This window comes from Flavonifractor sp. An112 (assembly GCF_904377885.1).
Taxonomy (GTDB): Bacteria; Bacillota; Clostridia; order Oscillospirales; family Oscillospiraceae; genus Flavonifractor; species Flavonifractor avicola.
The window spans coordinates 1-13147 of sequence record NZ_CAJFGT010000052.1; the positions used below are offsets into that span (position 1 = coordinate 1).

The window sequence follows — 13147 nt, forward strand, 5'->3', positions numbered from 1 at the left end:
CCGCCCCTTTTGCCGGGGAAACGGATTGCCACGCCAGTGTGCGCACTGGCTCGCAATGACAGGTTTGTGCAAAACAGCTATTTTGCAACAGGCCCTTTTCAGGCAAATTTCTTCCGCAGGCGGAAGAGCTGCCAGATGATGCAGAACATGACGATGATCCATACCACCAGCACACCCATCAGAATGAGGGTGCCCAGGGTATCCCAGTCCTCCCAGGGCAGAGGCAGGCACATGAGGGTACGCAGCACCGCGTCCACGTTGCGACAGGTCCGCAGGCCGCCCCCGCTCTCCCCCGCCGCCTCCGCCAGAAGGGCCAGGTCGGTGAGCAGCTGGAAGTGGAAATAGAGGCCGATGCAGGTAAGCAGCGCATCCAGCAGGAAAAACTGCCCCATCAGCGTCTGTCCGGTGGCAAACACCGCCAGCCAGTCGGCCAGCTCCCTCGCTCCCAGCAGGATGCAGAAGGGTTTGAGCAGGGTCAGGTCCCGCAGCTGATCCCCCAGCAGTGTGATGGCGGAGAAAAAGAGCAGATAGCCCACCCAGTTGGGCAGAACGTTCAGGGTACCCAGGTTCAGATTCAGATGGAGAAATACATAGCCCCAGGCAATTTTGGTCAGGCCACGATAGGTACTGCTCATGGGACCACCTCCTCCGGCAGAGCCACGCAGATGTAGGTTCGATCCCCGTCCTCAACGGCCACCGCCAGGGCCTCTGGCATGGCGGTCAGGGTCATATTCTCGCCGCTGTATAAGCCGGTGCTCTTCCGCACTGGGTCCTCATCCGGCCCCACCGGATACAGGGTATACCGGTAGTCCGCCTGGGAAAGGGCGCGCTCCGGATCGTCGAACCGGGACATGAAGGCCAGCTCTACCGGCACTTCCACAGGCTCCCCCGTCTGTCTCACAGTGACTCGGAGGGCAAAGCCGTCCTGCATCAAAGTAAACGGGGTATTGGGGCGGGGAGCCGGCTCGACCCAGCCGCTGGAGAGATAACCGACCAGTTGCTGCGGCCTGTAGGAGGATACGGTGCGGTCAATGCCCAGCTGCATCCGCAGGTCCACCTCCACCCGAAGGGTGGCTGTCTCCGCCACGTAGGTGGTGCCGGGGGTGTTCAAATTCCGGGGGAGCCACCGGGGCGCCCCGTCCTCGGCGAATCCCATCCAGCTCTCCAGTTCCCCCAGGGGAGTTACCGTCCAGAATTCTCCCTCCGGACGGACCGCCACCTGCTGGACGGCCACGCCTTTGGTCTCATCTCCCTCCAGTGGGACAAAAAACAGGGTGCCGGTGTAGCCACCCGCTCCATCGGCCAGCAGGTTCATCACCGACCACTCCGCCTGCCAGGCAGGCCGGGACCAGTGAAAATTCAACTCCCAGAACAGGGAGTCATTCAGGTCCACCTCCTCAAAGGGTGCCTCCACCGCCTGAACCACCTGGGCCCGTTCCTTCTCCGGGGTCACCATAGCAAAATATACCGGACTGTCGCACAGCACCGCCTTAGCGTAGGTGTCCAGCGCTCCGGCCACGGTGGTGGGCCGGTTGAGCATGGCGGCGGTCATTGCAAAACTCCCCCGCTGGTCATACTCAGGCACCGCCACCGCCCCGCCGGTGCCCGCCAGACAGGTCACCGCCAGCACCACCGCCACGCACCGGGCCCCTAAAGCCACCCCTCTGGGGTAACGCTTGAACCGGGCAATGGCTCCGATACGGTCCTTGATGTTGCGGCCCCCGTTGGCCATGGAGGTGGTACCCGGCGCCCGGGCATATTTGTCCTCCGCCATGGACAGGAGGATCACGCCATATTCCCGCCGCTGCTCCCCCTCCAGCCGTTCCAGCACCCGCTGGTCGCACAGTGCCTCGCTGTCGTTCTGGGCCCGGTTCCAGCAGTACCACAGCAGGGGGTTGCACCAGTGGAGGCAGCGCAGCAGGCAGATCCCCACGCCGGCCCACAAATCCCCATATTTCAGGTGGAGCAGCTCGTGGAGGAGCACCTTGTCATCCACCGCCCGCTCCGGCAGCACCAGCACCGGGGAGAGCGGCCCGCACACAAAAGCGCTCTCCGCCTCCGCCAGCACAACCACTCGCTTGGGCACCTTCAGGCCGTACCCCACCGCCACCCGCTCCAGCTGGGCTGTCACCTCAGGTGCGGGGGCCCTTCCCCGGGCCACCTTCCGGCGCAGAGCCACATAGGTCAGCAAAAACCATAGCAGAGTAAGGACCACCCCGGCCACATAAATGATAAAAAGCCAGTCGGTCACACTGGTGGGCATGACAGGCCGGAGCAGCGGCACCGGGGCCGCCACCTCCGTCCCGGTATAGGGCTGAGTGAGCGCAGAGGACAGGTTGGCCTCCACCGTCAGTCTGGCGGTCTCCAGCACCATCCGCCCCTCCGGCAGGAGGGATCGGCCCAGCAGCCCGGCAGGTAGCAATACCCGCAGGGCCAGAATGACCCACACTCCATACTGCCACCGGGGGGACAATTTATCCAAAAAGAGCCGCTTGGCAATGAGCAGCACCGCCGCCGCCACCGAGGCGGTAAGGGTCTGCATCAAAAAGGCCCAGATGTTTTCCATGGATCACACCTCCATGTCGTCCAGCAGCTTCCGCAGCTCCTCCCGTTCCTGGGCAGTCAGCTTCTCCTCCTTCAAAAAGGCGGCCACCAGCTTGCCCGCCGAGCCCTGATACACCCGGTCCAGCAGCCCCCGCCGCTCCTGAGCTGCACAGGCCTCCCGGTCCACCGCCGCCCGGTAGCGGTGAGGAGCCTGGGTCTTGTCAATGGTCACCAAACCTTTTGCCTCCATCCGGGTCAGGTAGGTAAGCACCGTGTTGCGGCTCCAGCCGGTGGCGGGCCGCAGCGCCTCCACCGCCTCGCCCAGAGCCAGCCCATCCGGCGACGTCCACAGGGTCTCCAGCACCCGCCACTCCTTGTCACTCAGCTTCATCTCCGCCCCTCCTACAGCTGTAGTATCTACATAGATACTACAGCTGTAGGAGTATAATGTCAACACTTTCGCCAAATTTTCCGCAAACAGAAAAAAAGCCTACAGACCGTCCTGGAATTGTGGTACAATAGCCGTTGAGTGAAAAATGATATGAGAAGGGACGGAGACCGGAAATGGACAAAATCGGGTTTGACAATCAAAAATATCTGGAGCTCCAGTCGGCGCACATCCGGGAGCGGATTCGCAAGTTCGACAACAAGCTCTACCTGGAATTTGGCGGCAAGCTGTTTGACGATTATCACGCCTCCCGGGTACTGCCCGGCTTTGAGCCGGACAGCAAGATCCGGATGCTGAAGGAGCTGCGGGATTCGGTGGAGGTGGTCATCGCCATCTGCGCCAATGACATTGAGAAAAATAAGGTCCGGGGCGACCTGGGTATTACCTACGATGTGGACGTGCTGCGGCTCATCGACGCTTTCCGGGGCCAGGGCCTGCTGGTGGGCAGCGTGGTCATCACCCAGTACGCCGGCCAGCCCGCCGCCGACGCCTTCCAGCGCCGGATGGAACACCTGGGCGTCAAGACCTATCTGCACTATCCCATTGCCGGTTACCCCCACAACACCACCCTCATCGTCAGCGACGAGGGCTACGGCAAAAACGACTATATCGAGACCCAGCGGCCTCTGGTGGTGGTCACCGCCCCCGGCCCCGGCAGCGGCAAGATGGCGGTGTGCCTGTCCCAGCTGTACCACGAGTACAAGCGAGGCGTGAAGGCGGGCTACGCCAAGTTTGAGACCTTCCCCATCTGGAATCTACCCCTCCAGCACCCGGTGAACCTGGCCTACGAGGCCGCCACCGCCGACCTGGGGGATGTGAACATGATCGACCCCTTCCACCTGGCCGCCTACGGGGAGACCACGGTGAACTACAACCGGGACGTGGAGATCTTCCCCGTCCTCTCCGCCATGTTTGAGAAGATCATGGGAGAGTGTCCCTACAAGTCCCCCACCGATATGGGCGTGAATATGGCGGGCAAGTGCATCGTGGACGACGACGCGGTGTGTGCCGCCGCCCGTCAGGAGATCGTCCGCCGGTACTACACCGCCCTGTGCGACCGCCGCATCGGCACCGCCACCGACGATCTGGTGTACAAGCTGGAGACCGTTATGCAGCAGGCCCATGTGGATGTGTCCATCCGGTCTGTGGTGGCCGCCGCCGCCCAGGTGGCCGAGGAAACCGGCAACCCCGCCGGAGCCATCGAGCTGCCCGACGGCGAGGTGGTCACCGGTAAGACCACCGATCTGATGGGCGCCTCCTCCGCCACCCTGCTCAACGCCCTCAAGCGGCTGGCAGGCATCGACCACGAGCACCACCTGATCTCCCGTGAGGCTCTGGAGCCCATCCAGCAGGTGAAGGTCCACCACCTGGGCTCGGTGAACCCCCGGCTCCACTCTGACGAGATCCTCATTGCCCTGGCCATCTCCGCCACCACCAATCCTCTGGCCAAGCAGGCGCTGGATCAGCTCTCCGCCCTGCGGGGGTGTGAGGCCCACTCCTCCGTCATTCTCTCTCCCGTGGACTCCCACACCTACAGCCGTCTGGGCCTGCGCCTCACCTGCGAGCCCCAGTATGAGACCAACAAGCTGTATCACAAATGAATTTAGAACAAAAAATGGGTGCTGTCTGTTGACAGCACCCATTTTTAATGTCTGTATCTGGGATCAGGCGCCCAGGGCCTCCGCCGGAATCTCAAAATCGGCGGCGTTGTTGTAGTTGGTGCAATCCATGATGACCTCCACCTTGTCGATGGTCATCATGCCGCTGACATCCACACCTTCCGCGCCTTCCACGCTTCCCATCGCCGCGTTCAGTGCCTTGCCCATGATGGACTGCATCACGTCGGTCATATCCATGAAGTAGCGCACGGGATAGCCGCTCTCCTGGTCGATCCACACGGTGATGGGCATATCGCCCAGATCGCTGTAAAAGTCGGACACATCCACCATACCGCCCAGGCTGGACTCCAGATTGGTGGTGGCGCCGCTGGCCTTAAGCACTTCTTCCATGGCCTCGCCCCGGATCACGCCGGTATACTTGTCGGCGGTCACGCCGTTGATCTCCTCGGTACCCACGCTGATGTACTCCGCGCCGCTGTCCAGATAGAGGTTCACACTCTGCTGGGCGTCGTACTGCTCCAGCATATTGACGGTGGCGGTCTGGCTGGTCCAGGTGTTGCCGTCATAGAGGTACATATTGTAGGTATCCCCGTCAGCCTCGGCAAAAATACTCATGGAAACCGAGCCCAGGGAACCCATGTCCATGGTCATGTCGGCCTTCATCTTCATGGGGTCGTTGAAGCACACCATATCCATGGTGGTATCAGTCTCCACCTTCTGGCCCATGGCGGTCATATCCATTTCCATGACCATGGTGGCCTCCATACTCTCCACCGCATTGACCTTCTCAGAGGCCGCCCGGATCTTCGCGGTAGCATCTTCCTTGTTGGCAGTCCCGCCGCCGCAGGCAGTCATGGACAGGGTCAAAGCGGCACCCAGCGCAAGGGCTGCAATCCTCTTTCCGCTCTTCATAGGATTTACCTCCTTATGATTGTGTCTAATATTTTTATTCGGGTCCCGATGGGATGTATTCAAGTTTACCATAGTTTCTTCCCCTTGTCTCCCCTTTTTTCTGAAAGTTTTCTGAAAATTCTCCGTGGGTTTTTTCACCGCCCCGTGTATAATGAAACAGAAAGGCAACGTGGAAAGGGGGTACCGGCGTGGAGGAGCGGGACATCATAGAGCGGCTGCTGGGGCGGGATGAGACCGGTCTGCATGATCTGCTGCGCTATTACGGGCCCCTGATGCGCTATATCATCGCGCCCATCGTGACAGACCCCCACGACCAGGAGGACTGTCTGTCAGAAGCGGCCATGCGGGTATGGGACCGGGTGGACCAGTTCGATCCCCAGCGGGGCAGCTGGACTGCCTGGCTGACTGCGGTGGTCCGCAATACCGCCCGAAATCACCGGCGGGCCGTTCAACCCCACCACAGCACCCAGGACCTGGACGAAAACACCCCCTCCACCCAGCCCACCCCGGAGGAGCTGCTTCTGCGGCAGGAGCGGCAGGCCGCCGTCAATCGGGCCTTACTCCTGCTCTCCCCCGACGAGCAGACCCTCTTTTACCGAAAATATTACTACTTACAGCCCACGGCTCAGATTGCCGCCGAACTGGGCACCACGGAGCGGGCGGTGGAGGGCAAGCTCTACCGGCTGAAAAAGCGTCTGCGGAAACTGTTGGGAGGTGAGGGATATGCGGGACCCTGATTGGGAGGCCATGGATGAGCAGGAATTTGAAGCCCTGCTGGAAAGCAGCGTCATCCAGCCCCCACCGGAAGAAGTGGTGGCGGAGGTCACCCCCTGGCGGCTGGCCACCAAGCGCATCCTCACCGGCATCGCCCTCACCACCGTCACTTTAAATTTCTGGTGGCTCAACTACCTTCTCCCCGCCATAGGTATAGCGCTGATGCTGCTGGGCTTCCGGGCCCTGCGGCGGGAAAATCGGTGGCTGGGTCTCTGCTTCGGCATCACGGTGTTCCGTGCCGTCTATCTGTATGCCGGTCTGATCCTCAACAGCACCATTTGGCACAGCACCATATTCCCCTCCCCTGTGGTCTATGGATTGACCGGACTCAATCTGCTCCTTACATTCGCCCAATTCTTCTGCCTGTGGCGCGGATTTCGGGCGGTGCAGCAAAAGGCGGGTCTCCCCGCTCGTGCAGGGGGCGCTGTGGCTCTGATGGTATGGTATGGCGTCATTTTCCTGCTGGCCCTGGTGCAGTATGTGGGATTCATCCTTCTTGGCATCTTGTTGGTGAGCTATATCTGTATCCTCCGCAGCCTGTGGAAGCTGTCCAAAGAGCTGGATCAGGCGGGCTATGCCATCCGCCCCGCGCCGGTGCGCATCGAGGACGGAACCGCGGCCCTGGCCATTGCCATCCTGCTGGTAGCCGGCTGCTTTTTGGGCTGGCTGCTGGGGTGCAAGTATCCCATGGACTGGCAGGCGACAGGCCCTGCCGAGCACAGCGGTGTGGAGGAGATCAAGGCACAGCTGCTGGAGCTGGGCTTCCCCGATTATGTGCTTCAAGATCTGACTGCCGAGGACATCGCCGCCTGCGACGGCGCCCTGCGGGTGGTAACAGATGTCCACAATCATTCTGTGAATAACAGCGCGAACGAACCCCTGCGCATCACTGGTGTGGCGGTGGAGCTGCCCGGCGAACAAGGTCGATGGATGATTTTCCACCACTTCCTCTGGACCGAGGACCCCGGTTTCTACGGCACCGAGTCTATCCAGCTCTGGCCCGCCCAGCACCTTTCGGAGGGATGGAGGTCTGCGGGAACTGTCTCCGGTCGGGTGTTGTACGACAAGAACGGGCAAACCTACTCCGCTCCTTACTACTATCTGGGCGAGCAGACCTTTACCTCAGACAGCATCTTCTGGGGAGAGCAGACCAGCACCGACATATTCGCCGCCTTCTCCATGCCTGAGACGGGCGAAAACAAGCGGGGTTATCTGGCCTATCCCGTTGCAGCACTCCAGGACGGCTATATCCTTGACAGCTGGTTCAATTACACCCACCAGCGCACCGCCCTCCAGTACCCCGCCATGACCGCTATGGAGGCCAGAATGAGCAACGGCCTGAACTGGTACGGTCCCTTCTACACCGTTCAGGACGCGCTTCAGTTCTACCCCACAGCAGAAAGTACAGATCTTCTTTCGTAGGAATCGCCCCTACGGCACATAATAGCTGTTCTTCCGCAAAAAAGGACCGGGCTGAAATCAGCCCGGTCCTTTTGCATCTGATTAGTCTGCCTCGTCCTGCATCGCCTTGGCAGCCTCGATGGCCTTCTCCTGGGCGGCGGGAGGTGCGTCCTCGTAGCGGACAAAGTGGAAGGTGAAGGAGCCGCGGCCCTGAGTCATGGACCGCAGGTCGATGGCATAGCGGCTCATCTCCGCCATGGGCACCTCGGCCTCCACCACCTGGTTGCCCTCGCCGTCGGGGTTCATACCCATCACGCGGCCGCGGCGCTTGTTCAGGTCGCCGATGACGTCGCCCATGTAGCTGTCGGGGATGGTGACCTTCAGCTCGCCGATGGGCTCCAGCAGCACGGGGCTGGCCTGGGGCATACCGGCCTTGTAGGCCAGCTGCACGGCGGTCTTAAAGGCCATTTCGGAGGAGTCAACGGGGTGATAGGAGCCGTCGAACAGGGTGGCCTTCAGGTACACCACGGGATAGCCCGCCAGCACGCCGTGGACCACGGCTTCACGCATACCCTTCTCAACAGCGGGGAAGTAGTTCTTGGGCACAGCGCCGCCCACGACCTCCTCGCAGAACTGGAGCTCCTCGGTGTCGCCGGGCTCAAAGCGCATCCACACGTCGCCGAACTGGCCGTGACCGCCGGTCTGCTTCTTGTGGCGGCCCTGGACCTCCACCTTCTTGCGGATCTTCTCACGGTAAGCCACACGAGGCTCGGAGAGCTCGGCGTCCACGCCGAAGCGGCTCTTCAGGCGGGAGACGATGACGTCCATCTGCATATCGCCGGTACCGGAGACCACCATCTGGTGGGTCTCGGCGTTGTTCACCCAGTTAAACGTGAGATCCTCTTCGTTCAGGCGGGTAAGACCGGCAGCGATCTTGTCCTCCTGGCCCTTGGTCTTGGGGCTGATGGCCACGGAATAGCAGGGCTCGGGGAAGGGGATGGGCTCGATCTTGACCACCTTACGGGGATCAGACAGGGTATCGCCGGTCTTGACCTTGTCCATCTTGCCGATGGCGCCGATGTCGCCGCACTCCAGCTCCTTGACCTCCTCGGCCTTCTTGCCCTTCATGACGTACAGGCGGCCCAGCTTCCGGGCTTCAGGTTACCGGAGAGAACCTTCACATAGGAATACTTGCCGTACTGGTCGGACACGGTCTTCCACACAAAGGCGCAGGGCAGAGCGCCGGGGAAGGCCACGAACTCGTCCAGCTCGCCCTTCTCGTTCTCGCCCATGAGGGGATGACCCTCCAGGGGAGAGGGCAGCAGCTCCACGATGATATCCAGCAGCATACGGGTGCCCAGGCCGGTGAGGGCGGAGCCGCACACCACGGGGAAGAGGGACAGCTCCTTGACGCCCTGGCGCAGGCCCTGGATCATCTCGGCGTAGGTAAAGTCCTCGCCGGAGAAGTACTTGTCCATCAGCTCCTCGCTGGTCTCGGCCACGGACTCCTTCAGGGCGTCGTACAGCTCGTCCAGCACGGGCAGCTTCTCGTCGGGCACGTCGATCTCCACGCGCTCGCCCTTGGGGCCCGCCTCAAAGGCACGCTTATGGAGCACGTCGATGAAGCCGATGACCTTCTTGTCGGCGTCCCAGATGGGGGCCACCACGGGGGCGATGTTCTTGCCGAAGCGCTCCCGCAGGGTATCGAAGGCGGCGTTGTAATCGGAGTTATCCTCGTCGGTCTTGGAGATGTAGAGCAGACGGGGCATATTGCGGCGCTGGCACAGCTTCCAGGCCTTCTCGGCGCCCACGCTCATGCCGCCCTTGGCGGAGCAGACGATGATGGCGGCGTCGGAAACCTGCATGGCCTCCATGACCTCACCGGAGAAGTCGAAGTAGCCGGGAGTGTCCAGCACGTTGATCTTACAGCCGTTGTACTCAATGGGGGCCACCGCGGTGGAGATGGAAATCTGGCGGCGGGTCTCTTCGGGATCATAATCACAAACGGTGTTTCCGTCGGCAGGATTGCCCAGACGGGGGGTACCACCGGTCAAAAACAGCATACTCTCGGCCAGGGAGGTCTTTCCGTTGCCACCGTGTCCCAGCAGACAGACGTTGCGGATATTTTGTACGGAATAGCTCATAACTTGTTTCCTCTCCTTACATTTGGAATCGCGGAGCAGCATGGTAAACTGCTGTTGTCCATTATACATGAAAGTTCCGTCAGTTACAACTAAAACTTTAGAAAAATCGCGCAAACTCCCGGGTAAGGCAGAGGAAGGCCCCGCCGCAGAAGGGGCGGGGCCTTGGGACAGTTCAGCTTTGGTCCACGGGGATGGTCTGGCCGTTGAGGGTAATGGAAACCACCTGCTCCGGGTCGATGGGCTGATCGAAGGCCCAGGTGGCCCACCAGCTGTTTCCATCCGCATACGTTGGGGTCAGGACGGTGCCGTCCTTCAAAAAGACCGTAGGAGTAAATTCCTCCAGTGTAATAAAGCGGAGGGTCTTTCCATCCTCCAGGTACATGGTATCCTGATTACAAACCAGAGTAAGGCTCAGCGGGGAGAGTTCCAAGGACTGGGCCATGACAGAACCCTCCGACTCAAGATCAGCAGGCAATGCAAGGGAGATGGAAAAATGCTCAGATTCCACTGTCTGGAGTGGAATTTCTATGCTCCAATCCCCTTCCACCGGTTTGCTCAGGGCAGAATAGTCCACCAGCATCTCCACCTGGGTCAGCTTGGGCAACTGCTCGGGGCCAAAGCCCTCCAGACAGTAGGGCCAGACATCCCTGTCCGTCCTCATCAGGGAACAACTGATCTGCGTGGTCTCATCCAGCTGATTCCCGTCCAGGTCCCGAGCCGTGAAATAGACCTGCACCATCCTGCCGTCAGCCAGGGCCTGGGCCGCCGCTTCGATCCGGACCCCCTGATCCTCACAGGCGGCCTCCACCTGGGTGGCATAGGAGGTCCGGCTGCCCAGGTCGTCCCGGATGGCCTGCCAGAGGGTGGGCCCCGCCGCCAGGGCCGAAACCGTGAGGACGGCGGCAGCGGCTGCCGCCACAAGCCCCCGGCGGGTAAGGCGGCGGGGCCGGGCCTTCTCCCCGGACAACGCTTTTCTCATCCGGTCCCGGGTACCCTCCACCAGCGCCCGGTCCGGAGCAATCTCGTCAAATTTGGCGCGATAGTCATGCTCAAACACAGGAATCCCCTCCTTCTTCCAGATAGTCCCGCAGCTGCCGCCGGACCCGCATCAGGCGCATCCGCACGGCGGACTCCTTCTTGCCCAGCAGCCCGGCAATCTCAGGGGTGGAGTACCCCTCGTAGTAGTAGAGATGGACCACTACCCGCAGCTCGGGGAACAGCCTGTCCAGGCAGGCGTCCAATCCGCTCTCCGCCGTCTCCGGGGCCGGGAGGTGCTCCGCCGCCTCCAGCGGCTCGGTGCGCCGGCGGAAGGGATTGCGCCAGTAGGAGTTGGCGCAGTTCACCGTCACCCGGCAGAACCAGGCGCGGGCGTGCTCCTCGCTCTCAAAGTCCGGCCCCTTGGCCACATAGCGGAGAAAGACCTCCTGAAAAATATCGTCCGCCGCATCCCGGCGGCGGGTACGGGCAAAGACCAGTCGGTAGACCAGCCCGGCGTACCGCTCCAGCAGCTCCTCCGCCCGGGCATTGAACCCGTCGGCATCCTTCTTCACATGACCCCTCCTCTCCAGGTGTTTGAAAAGGCCTTTCACCTGAACTACGCGCCAGCCCTCTGTTTCGTCACATTCAAATAGAAAAAGCGCAGGCCCGCGGCCTGCGCTTTCTCAAAATAATTACGGTTGCACGATCTCGCTGCCGTCCAGCGGCACGGTGTAGGTGGTGCAGCTGGCGGTACCGTCAGGACCAGGCGTGACCTGCTCCAGCTGGCACAGCCAGCCGGTACCCTCCTGGTTCAGTCCGGCGCACATCAGCTTGGCGGTGGTGCCGTCCTGAGCAGTGGGGCCGGTCATGGTACCGTCCTCACCCACCGTCAGCTCGTCGGTATTCCAGCCCAGCCAGGCGGCCAGCTTGTACAGGGCTTCCGTCTGGGTAAGACCGATCTGGGTAAGCGTGGGATTCACGGTAGCCTGGGTTGTCTGGACGCCCCGGTCGTCCGGGGTCACGCTGTAGGGTTCAGCTCCAGTTCCAGCAGGTGTCTGGGACGCAGCAGCAGGCTCCGTGGTCTTTGTACTGCCCTCTCCGGAATAGCTCTGACCGCCCTGCTGGCTGTCTGTCCCCTGACCGGAGCTGCCGCCGGCAGTCTGATCCTCCTGATTGCCGCTCTCTGCCTGGGCCTGGGTGGGCTGGGGCACGATCTCTCGGGTCACCGGTCCCTCCTCATCGCCTCCGGCAGGCAGGTTGCTCTCCACCGCCACGGAAATGCTGCCGGGGGCCTGCTCGCCGCCCCGGAAGCCGCCGGTGCGCCACTGGTCCATAACCCCAGCGCCCACCAGCACCAGGGCGGCCACCGCCGCCAGGGAGGCCAGGCTCCGCCAGCGCCACTGCCGCTTCTTGCTCTGGAAGGGGGTGACCTTGGAGGTGTGGATCTGGTCCATAACCCCCTCCTTCAGCCCGGCAGGGGGCTGAGCGGCCAGCTGGGGTAATTCCTCATGGAGCTCCTTCAGATCCTCCGCAAGGGTCCGGCACGCCGGGCACGCCGACAGGTGCTCCTCCAGCCGGGCAGTCTCTTCCTGGGTCAGAGGTCCGTCCAACCGGGCGCTGATTAGTTCCAGCGCCTCGTCACAGCTCAGCATATCGTTCCCTCCTCTCCGTTTTGGGGGAAGTTCCCCCTTGTTCATGGTATAGACGTGGACGAATCAAAAAAGTTCCCCTGTTTTTTCAAATAGTTTCGCAGAGCCAGCCGGGCACGGGCAATGCGGGATTTCACCGTGCCCTCCTCCAGACACAGTACCTGGGCGATCTCGCCGTAGGACAGCCCCTCCAGCTCCCGGAGGATGAGCACCCGCCGGTGCTCCGCCGACAGGGTGCTGAGGCCCGCCCGGAGCGTCTCCTGCCGCTCCCGACGCTCAGCTTCCACATGGGGGGAGAACCGCTCGTCGGGCAGTTCGGCCTGCCGGGCCTCCTCCTCATCGTCCAGGGAGATAGTCATGGACAGGGCGTTTCTCCGCTTTTCCCGGCGGAGAAAATCAATGCACACATTGCTGGTCAGACGGTACAGCCAGGTGGCAAAGGAGCTGTCCCCCTGGAATTTGCCCAGCCCCTTCCAGGCGTTGAGAAAGGCCTCCTGACTCAGCTCCAGAGCATCGTCCGGGTTGCCCGTCATCCGCAGGGCCAGATTGTAGATCCGTCCCTGATTCTGCTCCACCAGGGCGGCAAAGGACTCCTCGTCCCCCTGCTTGGCCCGCTGGACCAGCTCCCATTCCGCTTTCATGCCTTTCCCACCCCCTTGTCTGTCTTGTGTCCGGCGC

Annotated in this window: 11 protein-coding genes and 1 pseudogene; 3 read left to right on the plus strand and 9 right to left on the minus strand. The window is 61.8% G+C overall.

What is annotated here, in order from left to right; translation table 11 throughout:
• Positions 1-98: 98 nt before the first annotated feature.
• The 3 genes from IHN22_RS08810 to IHN22_RS08820 are packed head-to-tail and all read right to left on the minus strand — an operon-like array spanning position 99 to position 2935.
• The gene (locus IHN22_RS08810; protein ID WP_191434827.1) at positions 99-635 is read right to left on the minus strand and encodes a hypothetical protein; all 537 of its coding nucleotides are present in this window, start codon (positions 633-635) and stop codon (positions 99-101) included.
• Entirely contained in the window at positions 632-2566 is a 1935-nt protein-coding gene (locus IHN22_RS08815) for a M56 family metallopeptidase (protein ID WP_191434828.1), read from the minus strand. Before IHN22_RS08815 ends, IHN22_RS08810 begins: the two co-directional genes overlap by 4 nt.
• Before the next feature lie 3 nt (positions 2567-2569).
• Complete coding sequence (locus IHN22_RS08820; RefSeq protein WP_191434830.1) at positions 2570-2935, minus strand: BlaI/MecI/CopY family transcriptional regulator; 366 nt, start codon at positions 2933-2935, stop codon at positions 2570-2572.
• 173 nt (positions 2936-3108) lie between these two features.
• Between IHN22_RS08820 and IHN22_RS08825 the strand changes: the two genes are divergently transcribed.
• Positions 3109-4593 (plus strand): DUF1846 domain-containing protein, encoded by a 1485-nt coding sequence (locus tag IHN22_RS08825; RefSeq protein ID WP_087390844.1) that lies wholly within the window; start codon positions 3109-3111, stop codon positions 4591-4593.
• 63 nt (positions 4594-4656) lie between these two features.
• Here IHN22_RS08825 and IHN22_RS08830 read toward each other — a convergent pair whose 3' ends face one another.
• Positions 4657-5523 carry a DUF6612 family protein gene (locus tag IHN22_RS08830; protein ID WP_191434832.1) on the minus strand — a complete coding sequence of 289 codons (867 nt, stop codon included), beginning with the start codon at positions 5521-5523 and terminating at the stop codon, positions 4657-4659.
• A gap of 188 nt (positions 5524-5711) precedes the next feature.
• On the opposite strand from IHN22_RS08830, the gene IHN22_RS08835 reads away from it, so the two are divergent.
• Entirely contained in the window at positions 5712-6260 is a 549-nt protein-coding gene (locus IHN22_RS08835; RefSeq protein ID WP_087188339.1) for an RNA polymerase sigma factor, read from the plus strand.
• A complete protein-coding gene (locus IHN22_RS08840; protein ID WP_191434834.1) occupies positions 6247-7719 on the plus strand; it encodes a hypothetical protein in 1473 nt (490 codons plus the stop codon). The genes IHN22_RS08835 and IHN22_RS08840 overlap by 14 nt, the downstream gene beginning before the upstream one ends.
• Before the next feature lie 81 nt (positions 7720-7800).
• On the opposite strand, the pseudogene IHN22_RS08845 reads toward IHN22_RS08840, so the two are convergent.
• From IHN22_RS08845 to IHN22_RS08865, 5 genes and pseudogenes are all read right to left on the minus strand, one after another.
• Positions 7801-9842 (minus strand): annotated as a pseudogene (locus IHN22_RS08845) (elongation factor G).
• Between the two features lie 172 nt (positions 9843-10014).
• Positions 10015-10899, minus strand: a complete 885-nt coding sequence (locus IHN22_RS08850) for a hypothetical protein (RefSeq protein WP_191434835.1) — start codon at positions 10897-10899, stop codon at positions 10015-10017.
• Entirely contained in the window at positions 10892-11392 is a 501-nt protein-coding gene (locus IHN22_RS08855; RefSeq protein WP_300986140.1) for an RNA polymerase sigma factor, read from the minus strand. Before IHN22_RS08855 ends, IHN22_RS08850 begins: the two co-directional genes overlap by 8 nt.
• Before the next feature lie 120 nt (positions 11393-11512).
• The gene (locus tag IHN22_RS08860) at positions 11513-12472 is read right to left on the minus strand and encodes an anti-sigma factor family protein (RefSeq protein ID WP_191434837.1); all 960 of its coding nucleotides are present in this window, start codon (positions 12470-12472) and stop codon (positions 11513-11515) included.
• Between the two features lie 41 nt (positions 12473-12513).
• On the minus strand, positions 12514-13110 hold the full coding sequence (locus IHN22_RS08865) for an RNA polymerase sigma factor (protein ID WP_191434839.1): 597 nt from the start codon (positions 13108-13110) through the stop codon (positions 12514-12516).
• Between the last annotated feature and the right edge of the window lie 37 nt (positions 13111-13147).

Bases quoted from the DNA above. Each gene is read 5' to 3' on its own strand.
- IHN22_RS08810 (WP_191434827.1), bottom strand. From the start codon at position 635: ATGAGCAGTACCTATCGTGGCCTGACCAAAATTGCCTGGGGCTATGTA.
- IHN22_RS08815 (WP_191434828.1), bottom strand. From the start codon at position 2,566: ATGGAAAACATCTGGGCCTTTTTGATGCAGACCCTTACCGCCTCGGTG.
- IHN22_RS08820 (WP_191434830.1), bottom strand. From the start codon at position 2,935: ATGAAGCTGAGTGACAAGGAGTGGCGGGTGCTGGAGACCCTGTGGACG.
- IHN22_RS08825 (WP_087390844.1), top strand. From the start codon at position 3,109: ATGGACAAAATCGGGTTTGACAATCAAAAATATCTGGAGCTCCAGTCG.
- IHN22_RS08830 (WP_191434832.1), bottom strand. From the start codon at position 5,523: ATGAAGAGCGGAAAGAGGATTGCAGCCCTTGCGCTGGGTGCCGCTTTG.
- IHN22_RS08840 (WP_191434834.1), top strand. From the start codon at position 6,247: ATGCGGGACCCTGATTGGGAGGCCATGGATGAGCAGGAATTTGAAGCC.
- IHN22_RS08860 (WP_191434837.1), bottom strand. From the start codon at position 12,472: ATGCTGAGCTGTGACGAGGCGCTGGAACTAATCAGCGCCCGGTTGGAC.
- IHN22_RS08865 (WP_191434839.1), bottom strand. From the start codon at position 13,110: ATGAAAGCGGAATGGGAGCTGGTCCAGCGGGCCAAGCAGGGGGACGAG.